This window comes from Gordonia sp. CNJ-863 (genome assembly GCF_001942325.1).
Taxonomy (GTDB): Bacteria; Actinomycetota; Actinomycetes; order Mycobacteriales; family Mycobacteriaceae; genus Gordonia; species Gordonia alkanivorans.
Window position 1 is genome coordinate 26998 of the sequence record NZ_MKKG01000017.1, and the last position, 23503, is coordinate 50500.

Consider the following 23503-nt stretch of genomic DNA (forward strand, 5'->3'; position numbering starts at 1 on the left):
GTAGCCTGCGGGTTCGGTTCAATGCGTGCTGTTCTGGGCCGACCGGAAGTAGCGTGGCGACATGACTTCCGCGTATGACTTCACCGCGACCGGGATCGACGGCAACCCCGTCGACCTCTCGACGTTCCGGGGCGACCCATTGCTGATCGTGAACACCGCGTCGAAGTGCGGCTTCACGCCGCAATACCAAGGGCTCGAGACGCTGCATCGCGACTACCAGGATCAGGGATTGCGGGTCCTCGGCTTCCCGTGCGACCAGTTCGCCCATCAGGAGCCCGGCAACGAAGAAGAGATCAAGAACTTCTGCTCGCTGACCTACGACGTCACGTTCCCGATGTTTGCGAAGGTCGACGTGAACGGACCCGACGCCCACCCTCTCTTCGAGTGGCTGCGCACGCAGAAGTCGGGGGTGTTCGGCGGGCGGATCAAGTGGAACTTCACCAAGTTCCTGGTCAATCGCGACGGTGTCGTCGTCGAACGATTCGCACCGGCCACCAAACCCGAGAAACTGGTCGGGTCCATCGAGCAACAACTGTGATCCGCCGACGGTAGGGACGAGACATCGTGAGCCGGACAGCGTCGTTCGTGCGTGTTGTCATCGCCTACGTGGTGGCACTGGGGGTCGCCGCCGCGTGGCTGTGGTCGGGACCCGACACCGGTCATCTGTGGCTCGACACCCTCGTCGCCGACCTCTGGGCGACTCTTGTGATCTTCGGCTTCAGCCGCTGGTACTCGAACTCGAGCATGTACGACGCCTACTGGAGCGTCATTCCGCCCGTGCTGCTCGTGTACTGGTGGGCTGCAGGCGATGTCGGCGTCGATGCCGTGCACTGCTGGGTCATCGCCGTCGTCGTCGGGATCTGGGCGATCAGGCTGACCGCCAACTGGGCGACCGGGTGGCCGGGTCTGGACCACGAGGACTGGCGCTACGGACTGCTCAAGCAGCGCGCCGGTGGTGCCGCGATCGTCGTCGACCTGTTCGCCATCCACGTCATTCCCACCATCCAGGTGTTCCTGGGCATGGTCCCGGTGTATGTCGCGGTGACCCATTCGGATTCGACGATCGTCTGGCTGACCGCACTGGCCGCGGCCGTGGGGTTCGCCGCCATCGGCCTCGAATCGGCCGCCGACGCCCAGTTGCGTCGTTTCACGGCACAACGCACACCGGGAGCGGTCCTGGACACCGGTGTGTGGTCATGGTCCCGACATCCGAACTACTTCGGCGAGTTCTCCTTCTGGGTTGCGATGGCCTTGTTCGGCATCGCCGCATCTCCCTCCGACTGGTGGTGGTTGCTCCTGGGTGTCGTGGTGATGCTGGCGATGTTCCTGGGCGCCAGCATTCCGATGATGGAGCAGCGCAGCCTGTCTCGACGCCCCGGTTACGCCGATGTCGTCGACCGGGTATCGCTGTTCGTACCCCGCCCGCCGCGCGGTGCCCGACCACCGCAATCGACCGAGCACGTCCCCGGATGACCCGACCCCGCGTCGTCATCGCCGGCCTCGGTGACACAGGAATCCTCACCGCGATCCATCTGTCCGGGCACGCCGACGTCGTCGGGGTCTCGTCGAAGCCCGGGCTGGTCAGCGGTCAAGAACTCGGACTCCGCCTCAGCCGACCCGACACCTGGGCCCGCGACTACCGGATCCCATTCGATCGGTTCCGCAAGCTGGACCGCGTCCGCACGGTCCACGGATCACTGACCGCGGCCGATCTCGATGGACGAACGGTCACGGTCACCGACGCCGACGGAACCGAGCACGTCGAACCGTTCGACGCCCTGGTCATCGCAACCGGGGTCCGCAACGGCTTCTGGCGGCGTCCGGTCCTACAGTCTCCTGCCGACGTCGACCGGGACCTCGCCGCAGCGCATCACCGCCTGGCGGAGGCGGATTCGATCGCGGTGATCGGCGGCGGTGCCGCCGCGGTGAGCGCGGCGGCGAACCTGGCCGCGACGTGGCCGGGCAAGCGGATCGAGCTCTACCACCCCGGCGACCGCGCGCTACCCCGTCACCACCGGCGAACCTGGCAGAACGTGTCGACGCGGCTGCGCGGGCTCGGCGTAGGAGTGCATGGCGGACACCGCGCGCAGGTACCAGATGGCTTCGCCTGCGACGAGATCACCAGCGGACCCGTGCGCTGGACCACCGGGCAGGAGCCGGTGCGGGCGGACGCGGTGCTCTGGGCGATCGGTCGGGTGATACCGAACTCGGAGTGGCTGCCACCGGACCTCCTCGATCCGGGCGGGTTCGTGCGCGTGACACCGGAACTGCGGGTGCCCGGACACGGGTTCGTCTATGCCGTCGGGGACATCGCCGCGACCGACGCACTCCGGAGCTCGGCTCGCAACCGAGCCGACCGGATTCTCGCCCACAACATCCGCGGGGACCTGTCGGGTCGCCCCGACCGTGCGCGGACCTATGTGCCGCCCCGACGGCGGTGGGGGTCGGTTCTCGGCGTGCAGCACGACGGTCTGCAGGTGTTCGCGCCGAACGGACGGGCGTTCCGATTCCCGGCCTGGTCGGTGGACGCGGTGCTGCAACCGTGGATCGTGCGACGCGGAATCTACGGCGGGATTCGCGACACCGGTCCGCCGACGTCTGCCGATCCTCGGCGGCGTCGCACCTGAAAGGTCATCTTTCGCGCCTACACTCGGCCTCATGAGTAACGAGCAGTTCTCGGCCCATTCGTCAGATCCGGCCGGTCCGCCGCCCGGGTCGCACACCTCGCCGGTCCCGCCCGCGTCGACACCGGCAGGCTCGACACTGCCGGGTACGACGGCAGGCTCGACACCGCCGGCTACGCCGGGGACGACCGACACGTCACTGAAACCGACGGCTGCCGAACGTGCGAACACGATCGTCAAGAAGGTCGTGATCGGCCTGATCATCGCCGCCCTGCTGGTGATCACGTACTTCATCCTCGAGGCGTTCCTGCCGCGGTGGTGGGCCGGACAGATCGGTCGCCGGGTCGACGGGTCGATGGCCAGCGGTGTCTGGACCGGCCTCGTCCTCGGTGTCGTCTGCACCTTCGTGCCGCTGCTGCTGTTCACGTTCGCGTTCCTGAGTCGCAGCCGCATGCGAAATGTCCCCGCCATCGCGTTCGCCGTGGTCGGCGTCATCGTGGCGATCCCCAACCTGCTGACGCTGACCGTCGTCATCGGCGGCGGCAACGGTGCACACGCGGGTGAACGCATCTTCGACGTCGACGCACCCGGTTTCCGCGCCGCCACCGCATGGGGCGTGATCATCGGCGTCCTTCTCGCGATCGTCGTCGGATGGTTCATCTGGCGCTATCGGCGGCGCGGGCGAGAGCTCGCAGCGACCCGCCCGCCGAAGGACAAGAAGAAGAACAAGAAGAAGTAGTGATGGTCGGACAGACCCACCATTGAGAGGATCAACCCGCCACCTCCTCGAGGTGGCGGGTTGATTGGTTCATGCTGTGGAAACGGTCAGTCGGCGAGCCCGGCATCCTTGCTGCCATAGGTCTCGCGCAGTTTCGGCTTCACGACCTTGCCACCCGCGTTGCGCGGAAGCTCGTCGATGATGACGAGATCCTTGGGGTGCTTGAACCGTGCCAGGTTCTCGTTGAGGTGGGCCTCCAGGTCGGCCAGGGTCAGATCGGTGACGCCTTCGGCCAGGACCACGACGGCGACCGGCACCTCGCCCCACTTCTCGTGTGCGCGACCGATGATGGCGGCCTCCATGATCGCCGGGTGGCCGTAGAGGACGTTCTCGACCTCGGCGCAGTAGATGTTCTCGCCGCCGGAGATGATCATGTCCTTCGCGCGGTCGACGACGTAGAGAAACCCGTCCTCGTCCTCGCGCACGAGATCGCCGGAGTGGAACCAGCCGCCGCGGAACGCTTCCGCGGTGGCTTCGGGCTTGTTCCAGTAGCCCTTCATCAGGTTGGGCCCGCGGTAGACGATCTCCCCCACCTCGCCGGGCTTCACGTCGTTCATCAGCGGGTCGACGATTCGCGCGGTCACCGCGGGCACCACCTTGCCGATCGAACCCTGTTTGCGCAGTGCGTCCTTCCCCTCCAGGATCGTCGTCACCGGGGACATCTCGGTCTGTCCGAACGCGGTCATGTTGAGCGCGTCGGGGAAGGCCTCGCCCATCGCGTTGAGGACGGTGTCCGACGCCGGGGCGGCACCCCAGCTGATGTTGCGCAGGCGGAGCTTTCGCGGTCGCGCCTTCTGGGCTGCGCACACCGCTTGCCACTGGGCGGGCACCATGAACACCGAGGTGGTGCCTTCTCTTTCGAGGGTGTCGAGCATGGCGTCGGGGTCGAAGGCGCCGAGCGGGTGGATGACGGCGCGGATGCCGCGGTAGAAGACCGGGGCGAACGCGGCCAGGCCGGCGATGTGGAACATCGGCGGGACGACCGACGCCACGTCGTCGGCATCGGCCGACGCGGTGGTGGCCATCGTGGTCACCGCCTGCGCATGGAAGTTCTGGTGGGTCAGCATGGCGCCCTTGGGCTTTCCGGTGGTGCCCGAGGTGTACATGATCGCCGCGACGGTGTCTTCGGGGACATCGACCGCCGGCAGGTCCGCGTCGCCCTCGGCGAGGAGGCCTTCGTACTCCAGATGCTGCGGGTTCTCGCTGCCGTCGGCGACGATCAGGGTGTCGATCCCGCCGGTGGACGCACTCACGGCATCGGCCAGCGGCGCGAGGAGCTTCTCGGTCACGATGACTTTGGCGCCGCTGTCGGCGACGAGGTAGGCGACCTCGGCCGGGCTCATCCGGATGTTCACCGGAACCGGGATGGCGCCGATCAGCGTCGCACCCAGGACGGCCTCGACGTATTCGGTCCGGTTGAGCAGCACCATCAGGATGCGATCGCCGAACTGCACACCGAGTCGGCTGAGCGCCGTACCGAACGCCCGTGACCGGTCATCGAGTTGCTTCCACGTCGTGGACTTGTCCAGGTAGGTGATCGCCACGTTGTCCGGCGTCATCAGCGCATGTCGGTGAACCTGGTTGTTCCAGTGGTTGCGGCGTGACCGGTAGGGCTCGGTGGTCAGGTCGGCGGCGGCTTCGGTGGTTGCAGTCATTCACTGGCTCCCGTGTCGATCGTGCGATGGTCGACATTGTTGTCTGCGTCACACCCTACGCAGACTCACCGGGTAGCTCGCGAGATTTCGCCGGGTCAGTCGGACAGACCGGCGTCCTTGCTGCCGAAGCGCTGGCGCAGCACGGGTTTCGTGACCTTGCCCCCGGCGTTGCGCGGCAGTTCGCCGACGATGACGAGGTCTTTGGGGTGCTTGAACCGCGCCAGGTGCTCGTTCAGATGAGGCTCCAGCTGGGCCAGGGTCGGATTGCCGACGCCCTCGGCGAGGACGACGACGGCGACGGGCACCTCGCCCCATTTCTGGTCCGCCCGGCCGATGACCGCGGCTTCGGCGACACTCGGGTGGCCGTAGAGGACGTTCTCGACCTCGGCGCAGTAGATGTTCTCGCCGCCGGAGATCACCATGTCCTTGGCGCGGTCGACCACGAAGAGGAATCCGTCCTCGTCTTGGCGGACCAGGTCGCCGGAGTGGAACCAGCCGCCGCGGAACGCCTCGGCGGTCTCCTCAGGCTTGTTCCAGTACCCCTTCATCAGGGTCGGGCCGCGATAGACGATCTCCCCCACCTCGCCGGGCGCGACGTCGTTCATCAGCGGGTCGACGATGCGCGCGGTCACCGCGGGCACCACCTTGCCGATCGATCCGATCTTCCGCAGGGCGTCCTTGCCCTCCAGGATGCAGGTCACCGGCGACATCTCGGTTTGCCCGAACGACGTCATGTTGAGAACTCCGGGGAACGTCTCGTTGATGGCGTCGAGGACGGTGTCCGACGCCGGGGCCCCGCCCCAGCTGAGGTGACGCAACCGGAGTTCCCGGGGGCGCGCCCGTTGCGCGGCGCAGACCGCCTGCCACTGCGCGGGCACCATGAACACCGAGGTCGATCCCTCCCGCTCGAGGGTGTCGAGCATGGCGTCGGGGTCGAAGGAACCGAGCGGATGGATGACCGCGCGGATGCCGCGGTAGAAGACCATCGCGAAGGTGGCGAGGCCGGCGATGTGGAACATCGGCGGGACGATCGACGCCACGTCACCGGTCCGTGGATTCGTGGTGGAGATCGACGTGACGGCCTGCGACTGGAAGTTCTGATGGGTGAGCATCGCGCCCTTGGGCCGGCCGGTGGTGCCCGAGGTGTACATGATGATCGCGACGGCGTCCTCGGGGACGTCTACCAGCGGAAGGTCCGACGGGTCCTCGGCGACGAGGTCCTCGAACGAGAGATGTTCGGGTGTGTCGCTCTCGCCGACGACGATCACCGTGTTCGTGCCGCCGTCCAGGGCGCGTGCGGCATCGACGACGCCGGTCAGCGCCGTCTCTGTGACGACGACGGCCGCGCCGCTGTCGGTCATGAGGTAGGCGAGCTCGGCGGGACTCATGCGGATGTTGACGGGCACCGCGATCGCCCCGATCAGGGTCGCTCCCAGAATCGCCTCGGCGTATTCGGTGCGGTTGAGCAGCGCCATCATGACCCGGTCGCCGAATCCCACACCGCGTCGACTCAACGCCGCGGCGAAGGCACGGGACCGGTCCTCGATCTGCTTCCACGTGCGGGTCTCGTCGAGGTAGGTGATCGCGGGCTCGGCGGGGGTCATCAGCGCGTGCCGGCAGACCTGGTTGTTCCAGTGATTGCGGCGTGAGCGATAGGGCTCGGAGGTCAGGTCGGTGATGGCCTCGGCGATTGCGGTCATTACGGCCTCCCTACGGTGGCGGACACCCGTTGTCCGACTTGTCGTTCCGAGTCATCACCCTAGGCCGTGAGCCTGCGGAAAGCGCTGTGCGGCCGATGATTTGCACCTATGGCAGGGTTAGTCGACTCCTATGACCCCGGCCTCGTCCGTTGCGCCGGCGTCCGCTGCGGCGTGAATCGCATCAGCACACGTGGTCCACACGGCGGCGTAACCAGTCGCGGACACGCGGGTCACGCGACAGCACTGCGGCACGCTCGAAGTGGTGCCGTGCGGCCGCCGCAGACCCGGTGCGGGAGAGGAGATCCGCTCGTGTGGCGTGAAACGGCTGGAAGTCGTCGAGATCGTGCTCTGCTTCGAGTCGGTCGAGCAGAGCCAGACCTTCGGCTGGTGACCCCGCGCGCCCCACGATCGCGGCGTGAGCCACCTGTGCACCCACGGTCGGGGTGACGATGACGAGGGCGGCCGACAATGTCCGCAGAGCGTCCCAGTCGACGACGCCGGTGCGTGCGCGGTCGTTGTGAACCGACTGCATCGCGGCCTCGAGCTGGAACCGTCCCATCGGAGCGCCGAGGGCGGCGGCACGCCGGAGCATCGCTTCGCCGTCGCGGATCAGGTCTCCGTTCCACAGTTCTGGGTCCTGTTCCTCCAGCGGGACGAACGATCCGGTGCGGGCAGGGACGCGTGCCGACGAGAGGGCGATGAGAGCGGCCAGGCCCCACGCCTCGGGCTCATCATCGAGGAGGTCGGCGAGCGTCACCGCCAGATACAGCGCCTCCCCGGCCATCGAGTCGACGGCGTCGGTACCGGAGCCGGCCGGATCGTCCCAGGCGATTGCGAAGCACCCGTAGATCGCCTCGAGAACGGCGGACAGACGTGCCGGCATGGCCGCGCGGCCGGGAACGACGAACGGGATGCGGGCGTCCCGGATACGTCGCTTCGCGCGTACGAGGCGTTGCGCCATCGTCGCGGGGGCCACCGCGAACGCCGCGGCGACATCGGCTGCCTCGAATCCGAGCACCGCCTGCAACATCAGCGGTGTCCGGATGGCCGGGTCGATCGCCGGGTGTGCGCAGGTGAACAGCAGCTCGAGCCGCTTGTCGCCGATCGCATCGGGGCCGAGTTCGTCGATGGGTGTCACGCTGACCTCCGCGATTTTGTCGGCCCGATCGTCGAAGTCGACCGACTTCCGGTATGCGGCGGATTTCCAGACATCACGCTGGTGGTTGCGGGCAACGGATAGCAGCCACGCGGTCGGTTTCTCCGGCGTGCCGTGCTCGGGCCACGTGCTCAGCGCGCGTTCGAAGGCGGTCGACAACGCGTCCTCGGCGAGTGCGAGGTCGCCGGATGCGGCGGCGAGAAGCGCTACCAGCCGCGAATACGACTCGCGTGCGGCATGATCGGCGGCGGCGTGCGCCCCGTCCCGGGTCATCGGTACGGCATCATCCGTTGGGGGTCCAGGCCCCGTTCACGGTGTAAGTGGCACCGGGACGGATCTCGATGACACCCCAGTCGATCGGAGGCGCCTGACTTGCCCAGTCGATGGCGGCATCCAGGTCATCGACATCGATGACGATCGTTCCGCCGAGTTGCTCCTTGGTGTCTGCGAAGGGCCCGTCCTGGACGACGAGCTCGCCGCCGACCTTCCGGATCGTCGTGGTGGCGGACGAATGCCGTAGCACTTCGGCAGTCACGAGGACTCCGGCGTCCTGCAGCGCACGGGTGTACGCCGAGAATGCGGCCTGCCCGGCCTGGATGGCTTCCTCGCCGAGCGTCGAGGCGTCGTGCTCGGGGTAGTGCAACAAGATTGAGTAGTGCATGGTCGACCTCCTGATCACCAGGACCGGCTCTCGGTCCGTGTGAGGAGATGACGAGCGTGCGACCCGTCGATCGACAGCCTACGACCGTTCGATCAGATTCCGCGCCGATCCGCCCGGACCGCGGCATCCGGCCACATCGGCGGACACGGAGTCCCCGGTGTGGTCGCGAGTTCGAAATGCCACCACTCGTTGACGAAGGTCCGGCACAGCCCCCACCGGTGACCGTTGCGTTCGAGCCAGGCCGCACCGTCCCACGGGCCGACGTCGACCGCCTCGCCGCGAACGTGCGGTGACTCTTCGGCGGGCAGGACCCAGCGTCTGGCGGCCTCGGGACTGCCATAGGTGGCGATCGCGTTCCGCCAGAGCTGCCGTTGCTCGGCATCCGACCGCTTCCCCGAGGTGATCCAGATCGGAACACCCTGCGTCCGAGCCTCGTTCGAGGCGAGCGTGTACGACACGGCGAGGCCGGGAGCCAGGCCTTGTGTCCCTGGGGCAAGGACCGTGGGCGCTGCCGCCGCCGAACCGACTCCGAGCACGGCAGACGCGGCGGCGCCTGCGGCGAGTGCGGCGCCCATCAGTCGAGACGCGAGGTTGCTCATCAGACCAGTAAACCGTACGACTGACCCGGGCTGCGGGTACCGGTCTGCGGCGTTACCGTCGATGTGTCGGAGCCGTCGAAGCCAAGGGGCCGACATGAGGAAACGACTGATCATCTGCTGCGATGGCACCTGGAAATCGGCCAAGGATCCGCGGATCTCCAACGTGGAGAAGATCGCTCGCGCCGTGAAGACCGACGCCGCCGACGGCGCGGTCCAACTCGTCCACTACGTCAACGGTGTCGGTACGGGTTCCTCGTGGTCCGACCGCGTCTTCGGGGGCGCCTTCGGTCGTGGTCTGGACGCGAATCTTCTCGATGCGTACCGCTTTCTCGTCCTCAACTACGAGCCCGATGACGAGATCTTCGTGTTCGGATTCAGTCGGGGCGCTTACACCGCGAGGAGTCTGGCCGGGATGATCGGCAAGGTCGGTCTGATCACGCCACGCCAGCTGGCCGAGGACCCCACGAGCAACCTGTTCGAGAAAGCCCTGCAGCTGTACCGGGACAAGGAAAGACACGCTCCGCTCGGTCGCGAGGTCCCGGTCGCCTTCATCGGAGTGTTCGACACCGTCGGCGCCCTCGGCGTACCCGGCATCACCCGGCACAAACACAAGTTCCACGACGTGAACCTCGGGAAGCGGGTCGAGGTCGCCCGGCAGGCGCTGGCAATCGACGAGTGCCGGCTGACCTTCGATCCGTGTGTCTGGGAAAAGGCCGACAACACGCAGACGGACGTGAAACAGGTCTGGTTCGAGGGTGTCCACTCCGACATCGGCGGTGGGCTGGAAGTTGTCGAACCGTCCGAACTCACCCTTGCCTGGATGGTGTGGGAGGCGAGCCTGCGTGGCCTCGAGTTCTCCTACGACCGCTTCACCGCCATCCGGCAGCCCGTCGATCCGACGCTCCCCCGTTATGCCGCGAACAAGTCGATGAACGCCGCATATCAGATCGTCAACCTGGCCAAACTCGCGATCGGGCCATTCCGACTGCACGGCACCACCATTCGCCACCGACTCCAGCGACGCCGGCTCGAGATCGAGAAGGACCCGGCGACCCCGCTGCTGATTGCCGAACCCGCGCTGACCCGGTGGGAGTCCGATCAAGACGGTCGGCGACGGAAGGCGCCGAACATCGGATGGTGGGTTGCCACGTTCCAGGGCGACCCCGACGCGCTGCGAGCACGGGTCGTCGAGATCCCGCCGCTGACCAAGCCGCTCGTCGGGGTGTGACCGCGCGGATGCCGATCAGGCGTCCTTGATCGCGGCGATCTGGATCAGGTTTCCGCAGGTGTCGTCGAAGACGGCCACCACCGCAGTGCCGATGTCGGTCGGTTCCTGGGTGAAGACGACGCCTTGTTCCCTGAGTCGCCGGTACTCGGCCTCGACGTCGTCGACGGTGAACTGCGCCAACGGGATCCCGTCTTCGACGAGCGCATCCCGGTAGGGCTTCACGGCCGGATGCCCGGCCGGCTCCAGTAGGAGTTCGGCGCTCTCGGGCGCTTCGGGCGACTTCACGGTGAGCCACCACGTGTTCTCCCCCATCGGGATGTCGTGATGTTTGGTGAAGCCCAGTACGTCGGTGTAGAAACTCAGCGCCTTGCGCTGGTCGTCGACGAAGATCGAGGTCAACGTGATTCTCATGTCATGCCTTTCGTGTCACCGGCCACCGTCTGGCGATGTCCGCCAGTGGTGCCGGATCAAAGTAGTGGAACTTGGCGCGTCCGCGCTTCTCTGTGTGAACCAGCCCGGCGGCCTCGAGAACGCCCAGATGCTGCGAGATGGCCTGGCGGGTCAGGCTCAAGCCCCGCTTCGTGGTGAGTCGTCCGCAGATCTCGAACAGCGTCTGACCGTCACGGTCGGCGAGTTCGTCGAGGATCGCACGCCGCGTCGGATCGTCGAGAGCATGGAATACGTCTGCCACACCTGACGATAGGCAAGCGCACGCTTGCATGTCAACGATGCTGCGATCGGTTCTGCCGCCGACCAGCTCGCCGCGGTTGCGTAGAATCGACTTGTATCACTGGGTTTGACAACTGGGTGTATCAGATCGGCCCGGGGATCAGATCCGGTTCGGCCGCCGCCCTCACCTCGGGAGCGTCGGTGGTCAAGCACGAGGAAGGTACTCATGACCAAGCCCGTCAACCTGGCTCCCATGATGGTCCCCGCGACCACGAGCGGTGCGATCCGGTCCCCCAAGACCGCTGAGCTGGTGGCACGCACCCTGCGTCGGATGATCGTCGACGGTCGGCTCAAGGACGGCGATTTCCTCCCGCACGAAGCCGATCTCATGGCGCACTTCCAGGTGAGCCGCCCGACGCTGCGTGAAGCGGTCCGCGTCCTCGAGTCCGAGCGGCTGGTCGAGGTGCGTCGCGGTTCGCGTACTGGTGCCCGGATCCGTGTCCCCGGCCCCGAGATCGTCGCGCGTCCGGCAGGACTGTTGCTGGAGCTGTCCGGGACCACGGTCGCCGAAGTCATGCGGGCCCGCGAGGTCATCGAACCCGCAGCCGCGGAGATGCTCGCGGAGACCGGTGACACCAATGCGTTCGACGAACTCCAGGCGATCATCGACAACGAACTCGACGAGGCCTTCGAGAACGGCACCATGGCCCAGGCATCGGTCTGGTTCCACCGCCGCATTGTCGAGCTGTCCGGCAACTCGGCAATGGAAATGATCGCGGGCATGCTCAGCGAGATCGCCGAGCGCCACATCGCCAACACCATCGACGACGACCCGATGCCGCGCGCGCAGTACACCAAGCTCATCCGCTCCTACCAGAAGCTCGTCGACCTCGTCCGCGCCGGCGACGGCGCCGAGGCCGCAGCCCACTGGCAGCGTCACATGAAGAACTCCAACCAGGCGCTCCTCGCCGGACACGAGACCACCCGTGTCCGGGACGTGATGGACTGAAGCCCGCCATTGTCGACGACCAGGGCGACGAGGTGCCGCGACGGTCGGCCCGGCGAGATCATCTTGCGTCCGCGTCGCTCCCGCTCATCATGTTCGAGGGTTACCGGCGTCGTCCGGGGGCCACCCCCGCCGCAATCCTTGGTCACACACCGTGACATCAAGGTGGCCGCGATCCTCGTCGACGGTCGACGCTGACCGAGAACGTGTCGTGCGCCTGGTCGCTGGACAAGCTCATCAATCAGATGGTCCGACTGTCGGGTCTGTTTCGCAAGCACATGTTCGGGTGCTTCATCGAAGACCAGCACGGCATCGACACCGCTACGCGGTGGGAGTCGACAACATCACCTGGGAATGCGACTACGACCGGAACGCCGCGGAACAGTTGTTACGACGCCGGATCGAAGCGATGAAAGCCGCGCGCGAGTTATCTCGAGGGGTAGCGGCGCGCACCCGGATTGATGTCGCGTGCGAACTCAACCCGGCTGCACGACCTCGATCGAAGTCGTTGAGCCGCATCGAAGTCGCCCGCGACTTCATTTCGACGGATGTAGGCCCACTCGCTCCCTGCGGTGCGACGAACGAAGTCCGGCAACCCCACTCGCTCCCTGAGGTGCGACGAACGAAGTCCGGCAACCCCACTCGCTCCCTGAGGTGCGACGAGCGATAGCGAGGAGCCACGAAGGGCCGGCGACCGTACCTCACCAGGTCTTCGTGGCTCGTCGCTCACGCTCCTCGCACCTCAGACATCAGGAGTGGTATCCCCAAGTGCATCGGACTATTCCGACGTGGCCGCCTTGTACGCCCCATGAAACGTCATCGGCACGTGATGCCGGAGCGTGGCGATGGCGACCGGGCCCGCGCTCGGGCGTTCGGCGTTCAACACGATCAACCGGGATCGCTTGTCCGACGGCCGGTGTTCGAGGCTGAGCAACCAGCCGCGACCCTCACCCGGGTTCTCGGGATCCTCGGCGAACAGGGGCTCGCACACGGTGTTGCCCGGCGTGGTGTAGCGATCCTGCGCTCCGGTCGTCGTGTCGACGGTCGTGATCGAATCGGGGTCGCCCCCGCGTACGGAGGCCTCCGCCAAGTACGCGTAGCGGTGTGCGGTGGTCACGAGCCGCGGATCCACCTGCGGGAACTCGCATCCGAGCTCGTTTAGTGGATCACGCACAACGGCTTCGGTGTTGCGGTTGATCCGCAGCCTGGTGAGGGTTCCGCCGAATGCGGGTCCGGCCTTGTCGCGGAAGTTGCACAGGTAGTTGTTCCACTGCGCCCATCCGCCGGTCGCGTCGTGGGCGACGATGTCGACGACGGTCTCGGGTCCGGCTTCGTAGGCATTCGCCACATGGAAGTGGAACAGCGAATCCGTCTCGATGCGTGTGGCTTTCCCACCGTCCCGCGGTACGAGGACGATGGTCGTGCCCAACTCCGGTTTGTACGAGAGCGCCTCACCGAACGGGCGCATCCCCAATGCGACCGGGATGGGCCGGCTGACGACCAGCGGTCCGAGGACGAAGACCAGGTGACGTTCGGTGAGCGCGAAGTCGTGCACGAAACCGAGCTTGGGGATCGGCACCGTGCCGACGTTGTGCAGGCGTTTGGACTTGTCGAGCCGGTAGCAGCGGATCATCGGCCGCGGGAAGAAGTCGAGTCCGAAGTTGAAGACGTCACCGGTGTTCGGGTCGACCTTGGGGTGTGCGGAGAACGCACCGATGCGCTTGAGCGCGCCGTCGAAGGATTCGCTGCCGTACGTCTCGAGCGTCTCGGCGTCGAGGCGGTGCGGTCGTCCGCCTTCCCACAGCGTGTAGAGCACGTCGTCGTGGACCAGAACGCTGGTGTTGGAGAGATTCTCGGGAAACTTCAGCGCGTTGGCAAGCGGTCCGCCGACGCGTTGGGTGTTGAACCCTTTCGGCGGGAGCTGAGTCTCGTTGGCACGCTTGAAGCTACGCGTGCGGACATAACGATTGCGGTAGTGGATGCGGTCGGGCGAGATGTCGAAACGGGACACCATGCCGTCGCCGTCGAAGATGTGGGTCATCGGATGTCCACCGATCTCGAAGCGACCGGGTCCGATGCGGAAGAGGACGCCACGCAGGGAGGACGGGATCTGACCCTCGATGTCGTCGATCTCGTAGTCGAACTCTTCGTGCTGAGAATCCCACGGGGATTCTCCACCGGTCTCACGTGAAGGCGCCCGGGTCGGGACTGATACAGACATGGCTGAAGAGTCTCACGCTTGAGACAAATCCCGCAAGGGTGTTTCACATGGGGTGATCTAGGATGGCGGAATGTCGAGCGGCGAAGACCTCACGAGTGCGGCGCGCGCGGTCGCGCGTCGTGTCGGTGTCGGTGCGCTCACGCTGGCCGCGGTCGCCAAGGAGGCCGGCATCAGCCGGGCCACCATCTATCGCCGGTACGCATCCCGCGATCAGTTGATCTCGGCCATCGTCTCCTCCGAGTTGGATGCACTCGAGCGGGTCATGTTGAGCCGCCTGCGGTTTGCCGACGACCCGCGGGGCACGATCTACATGCTCGTCCGCGAGGTCCTCGACTACAACGCCGGCAACGAACTGGTGCAGGCCGCGCTCCGGTACGACGCGGCGTCGCTGACACCTTGGTTGATCCGGCGCGAGGGACATCCGACGCTGATCGACATCGTCACCGACCGTGCGCTCGCCTTCATCACCGAGTCACCGATCGCGCGGCACCTGTCCCCCGGCCCCGAGGCCGCCGTCGAGTTCATGGTCAGCGCTGTGTGCGCCGAACTCCTGTCCCCCGCTCGGTTTCTCACCCACGCCGACATCGCCAACCGCATCACCGACGCCATCTACCGGCCGCAGCCCGAGACCGCCTGAGTCCAGACCGCCTACGCCGAGGTCCGCTGTCGCGCTGGTCGACGGGTCGGCTATGCGCTTGCGTGGGCGTCTACGCGCGTGCCGTCCCAAGGTAGGCCTCCTCGATCCGCTCGATGTCGGTCGACAGCACAGCGGCCGAATCTTCCAGCCCCACTTCGCCGTGGACGAGTACGACGGCCCGGTCAGCGATCTCGAGGGCCAGCCGCACGTGCTGCTCGACCAGGACGACGGCAGTGCGGTCGGCGTCGGCGACCTGACGCAGGACAGGCAGGATCGTTTCGACGACGATGGGCGCCAGACCCATGCTCAGTTCGTCGATGAGCAGCACCTTCGGGTTCTGTAGGAGTGCACGCGCGATGGCGAGCATCTGCTGCTCACCGCCGGAGAGGTCGCCGGCCGAGACCGTCAGGCGTTTGGTCAGCGACGGGAAGTGGCCGAGCACGTTGTCGACGGCCTCAGCACGCGCCCGTCCCCGCAGACGTGTTGCCAGGTGCAGATTCTGTCGGGTGGTCAGGCGGCGGAACAGCGCCCGGTCGTCGGGCACGAGGACAAGTCCGGCACGGACCGCCGCACGCGCGTCGCCCGGACGCACCGACTGTCCGGCGACGGTGACCTCACCACCGAGACGCGGCAGCAATCCTGCCAGGGTCGTCAGCAGAGTTGTCTTCCCGGCACCGTTCGGTCCCAGCAGGGCGACGATCTCACCCGCGTCCACGGACAGCTCGAGGCCGTGAACACACGGGTTCCCTCGGCTGTATCCGGCGTCGAGGCCGTGGCATTCCAGTACCGTCACGACATCTCCTTCACTGCATGGGGTTCGGCTGCCTTCGCCGACGACGGGGTGCCCAGATAGGCCCCGACAACGGCGGGTGACGTCCGGATCTCGTCGGGTGTGCCGTCGGCGATCACCTCGCCGAGGTCGAGCACGATCACCCGGTCACACAGGCTGAGGACGAGGTCCATGTCGTGATCGACCAGAACCATCGAGACCCCATGTGCGCGTGCAGCTCTCAGTCGATCGCCCAGCCAGCGGCTCTCGGTGCTGTCGAGTCCCGCCGCCGGTTCGTCGAGAAGCGCGACTCTGGGTTGGCCGGCCAGGACCCGGGCAACCGCGACCAGCTGCCGCTGACCCTGGGACAGGTCGGCGGCCGGAACGTCTCTCAGATGGGCGATCTCGAGCATCCGCAGGACGTCGCGCACGTTGTCCGAGGTGTCACCGGGTGCGCGTCGTGCCGCGATCGCCAGGTTCTCCGCGACGGACAACTCGCCGTAAAGCTCGATGTCCTGGAATGTGCGGCCGAGGCCGGCACGGCTGCGGCGGTGCGGGGCCAGTCCGTCGATCGCCGATCTCTCGAGTGCGACGGATCCCTCGGCTGAAGCGAAGCCGCTGATCGCGTCGATCAGGGTGGTCTTGCCCGCCCCGTTGGGGCCGATCAGGCCGACGATCTCCCCGGCGCGGACGTCGAAGCCGACGTCGCGGACGGCGGTGACCGCGCCGAAGCGAACGGTGACATCACGGACGGAGAGGACCACCGAACCGCTCGGCGGCGTCGGTGCGTCGGCGACGGGTGTCGTGGACGACTCCGCAGGTTGTTCGGCCGGCGGTGCGCTGCGTCGACCCGGGTACGGCAACGTGTGCAGGTAACCGACCAGGCCGTCGGGACTGGTGACGACGGTGAGGACCAGCAGGATGCCGCTGACGAGCATGTAGTAGTCGCCGAAGGACGCGTATTTGTCGACGGCGAAGTACATCACGCCACCGGGTGCGATCACGCCGGCCAGGATCGCACCGGAAATGGAGGTGACGCCGGCGACGTAGGTGACCGCGAAGAGGCCGATGCCGGCGAAGACCGCATACGTGCCCGCCGTGGCAAGCGTTTGCTGATACGCCAGCAGCGCACCGCCGAGGCCGGCGAGGAAGGAGGCGATGGCAAAGGCGATGAGCTTGGTGACGCCGACGTTGATACCGGCTGCGGCCGCGGACCGTTCGTTGGCGCGGACCGCGAGCATCGACGCGCCCAGTCCACTTCGTCGCAGCGCCGCGACGCCGTAGGCGACGACCGTCAGGACGACGAGGCACAGGATGCCGAACGCGAGACGCGGATAGCCCTCGCCCGCACCGATGCCGAGGTCGATGCCGAAGATCGACGGCGAATCGACCGGTGCGCCTTGCAGACCGCCGTTCAGGGACGGGTTGCGGAACCAGAATGCCTCGCAGAAGACCGCCAGGGCGAGGGTCGCGACCATGAGCGGCAGGCCACGCACTCGGAGGGCCGGCAGCCCCACGATCACGCCGATGACCATCGCAGCGCAGGCGGCGAGGAGAGGTGCGAGCGGGAACGGGAGGTTCAGATTCTCGGTCAGCCTGCTCAGCGCGTACGCTCCGACGCCGCCAGGGTCAGTTGGGCCAGCGACACCTGCCCGGCGTACCCGGTGACCACGACCTGGGAGAGCGCGATGATCCCGTAGATCATCGTGGCGGTCACCGCCAGGCGGAGAGAGCCGGACGTGGCGAGCAGGGCGATGACGGCGACGACGACGCCGATGATCCCGGGGACCAGCAGATGTTCGGGACGAGGTGAGCGGCCGAGGTCCTGGCGGATGACCGCGCCGCGTCCGGGCAGCGGTTGACCGCGGAGGAGGAGGAACCCGACGATGAGGATCAGCGGAACCGCCTCGGCCACACCGGCGTCGGGCATCCAGTCCCACGTCGCCTGGAGTTTGGTGGCCTCCGACTGGAGCATGCCGATGACGAGTCCCGCGCCGACCGTCACCGAGATCGCGGTGAAGTTGCCGACCAGCGCCGCGGCCAGTGCCGGCACGATGAACATCGTGTAGGCGACCGGATTGAGGGGCACGATCGGGGCGATGAGCACGCCGCCCAGGCCTGCGGTCGCCGATGACAATGCCCAGTTGGCGATGGCGATACGGTCCGGGGAGAGACCGGTGACGAGTGCACCCTTCTCGGATTCGGCGGCCGCCTCTGTAGCGACGCCGAAGCGGGTGTAGCGCAACACGAGTCCGGCGCAGATGGCGAGCCCGACGATGACGACGGCGAGCAGCAGCCGGTCGGTGGGCACCGCACTGGAGCCGATCTTGAAGGTGTCGACCTTGAAGATCGGGCCGACGCTGGGGGTGTTCTCTCCTACGCGCAGGGCGATGAGCGCCTGGATGACCAGCATCAGCCCGATAGCCGCGACCGCCTTGGCCAGAGCCGGTGCGGCGCGCATCGGCCGGAAGACGAGCAGGTAGAGGATGATGCCGAGGATCGCGGCGATCACCACGGAGATCAGCACGGCGACAGCGACTCCCACATCCGAACCCAGCGAGATGGTCGTCGGGAAGCCGGGTATGGGGTTGAGGAGTTCACCCTGACGCAGGAAAGCGTAGGTGTAGGCGGCGTACAGGGCCACCGCGCCGGTGGCGAAGTTGACCACGCCGGAGCTCTTGAAGGTCATCACCAGGGCAAGACCGAGTGCGGCGAAGACGGCCCCATTGCCGAGGCCGAGAACCAGGAACGCTAGATGGTCAGTCATGGAACTCCTCGATCGGGGCCACGCCGGAGTGTGGCCCCGATCTGGTCGGAATCAGTTGTTGGTGACGACGGTGTTCTCGAGCTTGGCGTCCGAGGTCACGTCGCTGACCAGGATCGCCTTGCTGCACAGGGACGTCAGCGGCGGGAAGGCTTGGCCGTTGCAGGTGAACGTGATGCCCGGGGCGGCAGGGAGCGGAACGTCCTTGGCCTCGGACAGCGCGTTCTTGAACGTCTGGGCGTCGACGGCTCCCTCGAGGCCGTTGAGTTCACCGAGTGCGGCGACGACCTGGTAGCCGATGTAGGCCAGACCGGCGGGATCGGTGTCGGGGGCGTACTGCGCCATGACACTGCGGTACAGGGTGACGCTCGGGTCGTCGGAGCTGAGGTTGACGGTGGTGAACGCCTTGGACCCGGACACGGCCTCGTTGCCGACGGCGTCGAGGACCGGCTTGTCGAGGCAGCTGGCGATCAGGTACTTCTTGGCGTCCGGTGCAACGGTCTGCAGGGTTTTGAGCACCGAGATGCACTGGCGGGTGTCGCCGAGGACGGTGACCGCGTCGGGATTGTCGGCGAGGCCGGCGGTGATCTGCGGGGTCAGGTCGGCGGCTCCCACCGGGATGGTGACGACGTTCAGCTCGACGTTGGCCTGCTTGAACATCGGCTCGCCGAGGGCCTTGACCGATGCTGCTGCGTCGCCGGAGTCGCCGATGATGAGGGTGACCTTCTTGAGGCCGTCCTTGGCGGCGGTGGCGGCCTGGCCGGCGAGCACCGCGACGATGCCGCCGGAGAGCATGAATGATCCGGGGGTGGCCATCTCGGCCTGCGAGACCGGTGCCTGCGCGACGAAGGGGATGCCCGCGCCGGCGATGATCGGCAGCATGACCGCGCCCTGCGCACCCAGCGGCGACACGACGGCCGAAACCTTCTCCTCGACCATCTGGTTGGCGCACTTGGTCGCCGAGGCGGGCTCCTCCTGCTGCTTGCACACCACGAGGTCGATCTTGTGCCCGCCGATTCCGCCAGCGTTGTTGTTGAGGTACTCGACGGCCGCTTCGCCACCTTCGCGGACCATCGGCGTCGTCACCGCACCGCCTTCGGGCGTGATGAAGCCGATCTTGATCGGGTCGCCGGTTGCCGCGTTGCTGGGCAGCGAGCTGGTCTCCCCGGCGCTCGAACTGTCGGAACTGTCGTCGGCGCAGGCCGTGAGGGCGCCGAGAGTCAGGACGCTCGCGCAGCCGAGGACGGCGGTCGTACGTGCGACGCGTTTGAGTGCAACTGGTGATTTCAACTGCGATCCCTTCGATAGGAGTTGACGCCCGCCTGATGATGTTGCGCGAGCAGGAGGTGAACTGTGGTCGGCGTCGTGGTGACTGTAAACCCGGATGATGTCGGGTATGAGTGCTTTCGGGAAAGTGCGGTGGGCTTCAGTTCTAGTGCAGCACAGTGTTTTACAGATGCGCGCGTACGACAAACACGACAACTGACGCCACCCCTGTCGACCGGGTGGCCAGTGCCGGCACACGTCATTCCGTCCGAGTGGCGTCACCTGATTCCCGCGAGGCTGCCACCCCGCCCCCGCTAGCCGAGCGACACGATCACCGCCGCCCTAGCCCTGCCGGCCGAGTGGCAGCAACCGGGATCACCACCGCCGCTCCACCCTGCCGGCCGAGTGGCAGCAATCGCGATCACCACCGCCGCCCCACCCCGCTGGCCGAGTAGCGTCGACCGAGCGCAGCGAGGACGCCGCGTATCGAGGTCGCCGTGTCCCACATCACACTGGACTTCAAGGCAAAAGTTAGACCACCATCCAGAAATCGGTGGCCGAATGTAAGAATTGGTCCCTAGGGCGCCACCCGGCCGCTCGACGACCCGACGGAGGCACACCGATGACCGAGGTTGCGCACGTCGGACGTCGTGAACGGAACAAGCAGCAGACGCGCGATCGGCTGCTTTCCGCCGCTCGTGAACTTCTCGCGACGCGAGGCACCGATGCGACCGTCGAGGAGATCGCGGAACGCGCCGAGGTCTCCCGGGCAACCTTCTTCAACTACTTCCCCAGCAAGGACGACCTCGTCAGTGCGCTGTACGCCGAACTCATGGGCGTCTTCGGGCGGGTCGTCGACTCGATGCTGCGACGGCCGGTCAGCACCCACGACCGGGTGGTCGGAGTCTTCATCGACTTCGCCCAGTCGTCGATGGCCGATCCCGACTACATGCGTGTTGTGACCGGGGAGATCGAGCGACTGGCGACGGCGTCGGAGGGACTGAGCGAGCGCAGCCACCTGTTCACCGCGCAGGTGCGGCGCCTGTTGGAGCCCGGCCTGGAACAAGGCGATCTGCGCACCGATCATCCGGTGGAGTTCCTGGCCCAGATGGTGGCGGCGATCTACCTGTCGACGATGCGCTACTGGCGGATCGACCCCGACCTCGACATCACCGAAACCTTTGAACGCGCAGGGCGATACGCGGCCGAATCGATCGTTCCGCGCTGAGGGTCACCCGTCGCCCGGTCGCGGCACCTCGGTTTCCCAGCGCACGCGACGCTCGTCGTCGGTCTGCTCCCACCAAGGAGTGCCACGCTCCCCCAAGGCGACTTTCGCAGCCTGGACGCCCGCACGGGATTCCGGTGCACCCTTCGTGCGTTTCACATCCCGTCGCCACGCCATCAGGATCGACTGGAGTTCGGACCGTCGTTCGTCCGGGATGAGCGGATCCGTCGCACGCCACTTGCGGCCGTTGATCACCACGTAGTGGCCGTCGGGCGTGTGCTGGGGGTTGGTCATGGTTCCACGGTGCCACGAACATGAGTTTCTGCGGCGTAGGCATTGTCTCCGGCCGGCAACAGCTATGCCCTGTAGCTGTGGCTACAGCCTATAGCTCAGCGCGCAGGACCGATCGTCGGCAGTCGACGATCGATGAGGCACTCGGCCACGCTCGCAACATCATCGACGAGCAGGGTGTGGGAGCAGTCTCCATCTCCGAGATCGCCCGACGCATGCAGATGCGCCCCCCGTCGCTCTACAAGTACTTCCCGTCGCTGAATGCCCTGTACGACAGGCTGTTCGAGATGGGAAATGTCGAGCTGAGTCGGTACGTCGATGACGCACGACTCAGCCGTGAGCCCGGGTTGGATCAACTGCTCGAACAGTCACGGGCGATCATCCGCTGGTCGATGGCCGAACCGGGCCTGGCGGCGCTGTTGTTCTGGCGACCGGTTCCCGGTTTCGAGCCGAGCGAGGCGGCGTTCGCTCCGGCGCGGGCGATCGTCGATCAGGCTCGTGAGGATCTGGCGACTGCTGTCGCACGCGGTGAATTGAGCCCCGGTGCCGATTCCGAGGATGCCCTGCGCCTCCTCACGTCGGTCGTCTCGGGCATCGGTTCGCAACAGATGTCGAATGAGCCGGGAGCGACCTACGAAACCGGTCCGTACACAGGACTACTCGATGACGCCCTGCAGATGTGGGTGCGTCACTATTCGCCCTGAGCGAGCCTCGGGGCACTCAGGAAGGACCATCATGCGTCAGGATCTCACCAGCGACTCGGTGTCGCGCCACATCGACGCGAGCCCCGAAGAGTTGTACGACATCGTCTCCGACGTCACGCGCACACCCGAGTTGTCCTCGGAGATAGCGGATGTGAGGTGGCTCGACGGGGCGACCAGTCCCGCCGGCGGAGCGCGATTCCGGGCCCGCAACAGCGCCGGCCGCGGACCGGACTGGTTCAACAAACCCGTTATCACGGTCGCAGATCGTGGGCGTGTGTTCGCCTTCGAACGGACGGAGTGGATCGGCGGGATCCTGCGGTGGGGCTACCAGTTCGAGCCCGACGCCACCGGCACGACCGTCACTGATTCGTACGAAGTGACCAAGCCGCTCAATGCCTTCGGGTGGTTCCTGATCGGCACACTCTACGGACTCAAAGACCGCAAGACCGATCTGCGACAGGGTATGACGGAGACCCTCGAGCGGCTGGCGGTGATGGTCCGGCAACCGGCCTGAGGCCTGTTCAGGCCGGGTCGGCGAACGTCCCCGCATGCACCGTGGCGTCGTCATCGAGTGGTCGTCGGAGAGACCACCGTTCGGTGAGGGTGCTGGCAGCCATCCTCCACTCGTCGTCCTCGACGACGTACTCGTCGTCGTACTCCCCCGTCATGACCGTCTCGGTGCGGTCGATCAGATTCACCTGTCGGAACTTCAGGGTCCAGCGCCCGGTCGCCGTGGTCTCCGACGTCAGGATTATGTCGGGATGGAAGCCGTGGTGCATGTCGAAGATGACGTACTGTCCGTCGACCTTGTGGAGAGCGACCTGCTCGAAAATCTTCGCCATCGGCTCCGCATCGTCGAAGGTGCCCAGCGGGCCGTAGTCGACGCGTGCTCCCTGGGTAATGAAACACCTGCGAAAGCCGTTGACGTCCTTGGCATCGCACGCGCGCCAGTAGCGGTGCTTGAGTTGCTTGATGGATTCGATGCGGACAAGGTTGTCGAGGCGGTCAGTGCGGTCGGGCTTCATGTTGTCACCATAGGGTCCCGTCTGTTCCGGTGGGCGATTCCGACGCAGCGGACTGAGGACAATGGGTTCGTGTATGGCGCTTGGCCGGAGCATCAATCCTCGCCGTCAGAGATCTCTGACTGAAGTTCGCGTAGATTTGTGCCATGCGCGTCCCGTGCGGCATTGGTGATGTCTGTGTTCGGAATGACGAAGAAGCGAACCCAACCTTCGCGATACACCCGGTGGATTGTTGATGACTCCAGGTGTAGGTCGGTTCCTGAGATGGTCAAATCGAACAAGTCGCTACCGATTTCTACCTTGGAAGGCGTGAGCGAAACACTCCAACTGTAGCCAAGGTCGGCACGAACTGATGTGTCGTCAATGACCTGAACATCTCCAAGATAGAAGTAATTGTCGAGAGCCTTCCAGTTTGGTGTGTCAGGCAACTCAAGATAGATGACGGTCGACTCTGAGTACGTCTCAAAGAAATAGATCAGTGCGGTTCTGGAAAGCTTACATAATTCTCTGTTCACCCGTTCGATCCTG

The 23503-nt window shown here is 66.2% G+C and carries 23 protein-coding genes and 1 pseudogene; 10 read left to right on the forward strand and 14 right to left on the reverse strand.

Going from position 1 to position 23503, the window contains the following annotated elements; genetic code table 11:
* The first annotated feature begins 61 nt into the window (after positions 1 to 61).
* Genes BJF87_RS10520 through BJF87_RS10535 form a run of 4 tightly spaced genes read left to right on the forward strand, consistent with a single transcriptional unit; the run spans position 62 to position 3363 of the window.
* Entirely contained in the window at positions 62 to 538 is a 477-nt protein-coding gene (locus BJF87_RS10520) for a glutathione peroxidase (RefSeq protein WP_075863089.1), read from the forward strand.
* A 26-nt stretch (positions 539 to 564) separates the two neighbouring features.
* Positions 565 to 1473 (forward strand): DUF1295 domain-containing protein, encoded by a 909-nt coding sequence (locus BJF87_RS10525; protein ID WP_006359105.1) that lies wholly within the window; start codon positions 565 to 567, stop codon positions 1471 to 1473.
* Positions 1470 to 2627 carry an FAD-dependent oxidoreductase gene (locus BJF87_RS10530; protein ID WP_075863090.1) on the forward strand — a complete coding sequence of 386 codons (1158 nt, stop codon included), beginning with the start codon at positions 1470 to 1472 and terminating at the stop codon, positions 2625 to 2627. The genes BJF87_RS10525 and BJF87_RS10530 overlap by 4 nt, the downstream gene beginning before the upstream one ends.
* A 31-nt stretch (positions 2628 to 2658) precedes the next feature.
* The gene (locus BJF87_RS10535; protein ID WP_075863091.1) at positions 2659 to 3363 is read left to right on the forward strand and encodes a hypothetical protein; all 705 of its coding nucleotides are present in this window, start codon (positions 2659 to 2661) and stop codon (positions 3361 to 3363) included.
* 86 nt (positions 3364 to 3449) lie between these two features.
* On the opposite strand, the gene fadD5 (BJF87_RS10540) is transcribed toward BJF87_RS10535, so the two are convergent.
* The 5 genes from fadD5 (BJF87_RS10540) to BJF87_RS10560 form a co-directional block, all read right to left on the reverse strand.
* Positions 3450 to 5057, reverse strand: a complete 1608-nt coding sequence (gene fadD5, locus BJF87_RS10540) for a fatty-acid--CoA ligase FadD5 (RefSeq protein WP_075863092.1) — start codon at positions 5055 to 5057, stop codon at positions 3450 to 3452.
* Between the two features lie 95 nt (positions 5058 to 5152).
* Positions 5153 to 6757 carry a fatty-acid--CoA ligase FadD5 gene (gene fadD5 / locus BJF87_RS10545; protein WP_075863093.1) on the reverse strand — a complete coding sequence of 535 codons (1605 nt, stop codon included), beginning with the start codon at positions 6755 to 6757 and terminating at the stop codon, positions 5153 to 5155.
* A gap of 181 nt (positions 6758 to 6938) precedes the next feature.
* Positions 6939 to 8186: an RNA polymerase sigma factor gene (locus tag BJF87_RS10550; protein ID WP_075863094.1), complete on the reverse strand. Its 1248-nt coding sequence runs from the start codon at positions 8184 to 8186 to the stop codon at positions 6939 to 6941.
* A gap of 10 nt (positions 8187 to 8196) precedes the next feature.
* On the reverse strand, positions 8197 to 8574 hold the full coding sequence (locus BJF87_RS10555) for a YciI family protein (protein ID WP_006359099.1): 378 nt from the start codon (positions 8572 to 8574) through the stop codon (positions 8197 to 8199).
* A gap of 92 nt (positions 8575 to 8666) precedes the next feature.
* Positions 8667 to 9173, reverse strand: a complete 507-nt coding sequence (locus BJF87_RS10560; RefSeq protein ID WP_006359098.1) for a M15 family metallopeptidase — start codon at positions 9171 to 9173, stop codon at positions 8667 to 8669.
* Between the two features lie 94 nt (positions 9174 to 9267).
* Here BJF87_RS10560 and BJF87_RS10565 point away from each other — a divergent pair, with 94 nt between their 5' ends.
* Positions 9268 to 10401, forward strand: a complete 1134-nt coding sequence (locus tag BJF87_RS10565) for a DUF2235 domain-containing protein (RefSeq protein WP_006359097.1) — start codon at positions 9268 to 9270, stop codon at positions 10399 to 10401.
* A 15-nt stretch (positions 10402 to 10416) separates the two neighbouring features.
* Here the strand turns inward: BJF87_RS10565 and BJF87_RS10570 are convergent, their stop codons facing one another.
* Positions 10417 to 10812 carry a VOC family protein gene (locus BJF87_RS10570; RefSeq protein ID WP_006359096.1) on the reverse strand — a complete coding sequence of 132 codons (396 nt, stop codon included), beginning with the start codon at positions 10810 to 10812 and terminating at the stop codon, positions 10417 to 10419.
* Position 10813: 1 nt separating this feature from the next.
* The gene (locus BJF87_RS10575; RefSeq protein ID WP_042377000.1) at positions 10814 to 11122 is read right to left on the reverse strand and encodes a helix-turn-helix transcriptional regulator; all 309 of its coding nucleotides are present in this window, start codon (positions 11120 to 11122) and stop codon (positions 10814 to 10816) included.
* A 174-nt stretch (positions 11123 to 11296) separates the two neighbouring features.
* Between BJF87_RS10575 and BJF87_RS10580 the strand changes: the two genes are divergently transcribed.
* Positions 11297 to 12079: a FadR/GntR family transcriptional regulator gene (locus tag BJF87_RS10580; RefSeq protein WP_006359094.1), complete on the forward strand. Its 783-nt coding sequence runs from the start codon at positions 11297 to 11299 to the stop codon at positions 12077 to 12079.
* A 775-nt stretch (positions 12080 to 12854) separates the two neighbouring features.
* Here the strand turns inward: BJF87_RS10580 and BJF87_RS10590 are convergent.
* A complete protein-coding gene (locus tag BJF87_RS10590) occupies positions 12855 to 14297 on the reverse strand; it encodes a carotenoid oxygenase family protein (protein ID WP_035752469.1) in 1443 nt (480 codons plus the stop codon).
* A gap of 70 nt (positions 14298 to 14367) precedes the next feature.
* Here BJF87_RS10590 and BJF87_RS10595 point away from each other — a divergent pair, with 70 nt between their 5' ends.
* Complete coding sequence (locus BJF87_RS10595; RefSeq protein ID WP_035752472.1) at positions 14368 to 14934, forward strand: TetR/AcrR family transcriptional regulator; 567 nt, start codon at positions 14368 to 14370, stop codon at positions 14932 to 14934.
* A gap of 70 nt (positions 14935 to 15004) precedes the next feature.
* On the opposite strand, the gene BJF87_RS10600 is transcribed toward BJF87_RS10595, so the two are convergent.
* From BJF87_RS10600 to BJF87_RS10610, 3 genes and pseudogenes are all read right to left on the reverse strand, one after another.
* The gene (locus tag BJF87_RS10600; RefSeq protein WP_035752475.1) at positions 15005 to 15727 is read right to left on the reverse strand and encodes an ABC transporter ATP-binding protein; all 723 of its coding nucleotides are present in this window, start codon (positions 15725 to 15727) and stop codon (positions 15005 to 15007) included.
* Positions 15724 to 18470 (reverse strand): annotated as a pseudogene (locus BJF87_RS10605) (ATP-binding cassette domain-containing protein). Before BJF87_RS10605 ends, BJF87_RS10600 begins: the two are co-directional and overlap by 4 nt.
* A gap of 51 nt (positions 18471 to 18521) precedes the next feature.
* A complete protein-coding gene (locus BJF87_RS10610) occupies positions 18522 to 19757 on the reverse strand; it encodes an ABC transporter substrate-binding protein (protein WP_075863095.1) in 1236 nt (411 codons plus the stop codon).
* Between the two features lie 598 nt (positions 19758 to 20355).
* Between BJF87_RS10610 and BJF87_RS10615 the strand changes: the two genes are divergently transcribed.
* Complete coding sequence (locus tag BJF87_RS10615; RefSeq protein WP_006359088.1) at positions 20356 to 20961, forward strand: TetR/AcrR family transcriptional regulator; 606 nt, start codon at positions 20356 to 20358, stop codon at positions 20959 to 20961.
* 3 nt (positions 20962 to 20964) lie between these two features.
* On the opposite strand, the gene BJF87_RS10620 is transcribed toward BJF87_RS10615, so the two are convergent.
* Positions 20965 to 21252, reverse strand: a complete 288-nt coding sequence (locus tag BJF87_RS10620) for a hypothetical protein (RefSeq protein WP_006359087.1) — start codon at positions 21250 to 21252, stop codon at positions 20965 to 20967.
* 77 nt (positions 21253 to 21329) lie between these two features.
* Here BJF87_RS10620 and BJF87_RS10625 point away from each other — a divergent pair, with 77 nt between their 5' ends.
* Both BJF87_RS10625 and BJF87_RS10630 read left to right on the forward strand, forming a co-directional pair.
* Positions 21330 to 21953: a TetR/AcrR family transcriptional regulator gene (locus BJF87_RS10625; RefSeq protein ID WP_231380866.1), complete on the forward strand. Its 624-nt coding sequence runs from the start codon at positions 21330 to 21332 to the stop codon at positions 21951 to 21953.
* Positions 21954 to 21984: 31 nt separating this feature from the next.
* Complete coding sequence (locus BJF87_RS10630; protein WP_075863096.1) at positions 21985 to 22467, forward strand: SRPBCC family protein; 483 nt, start codon at positions 21985 to 21987, stop codon at positions 22465 to 22467.
* A 7-nt stretch (positions 22468 to 22474) separates the two neighbouring features.
* Here the strand turns inward: BJF87_RS10630 and BJF87_RS10635 are convergent, their stop codons facing one another.
* Positions 22475 to 22978 carry a nuclear transport factor 2 family protein gene (locus tag BJF87_RS10635; protein ID WP_035752487.1) on the reverse strand — a complete coding sequence of 168 codons (504 nt, stop codon included), beginning with the start codon at positions 22976 to 22978 and terminating at the stop codon, positions 22475 to 22477.
* Between the two features lie 92 nt (positions 22979 to 23070).
* Positions 23071 to 23490, reverse strand: a complete 420-nt coding sequence (locus tag BJF87_RS10640; protein WP_075863097.1) for a hypothetical protein — start codon at positions 23488 to 23490, stop codon at positions 23071 to 23073.
* Positions 23491 to 23503 lie beyond the last annotated feature (13 nt).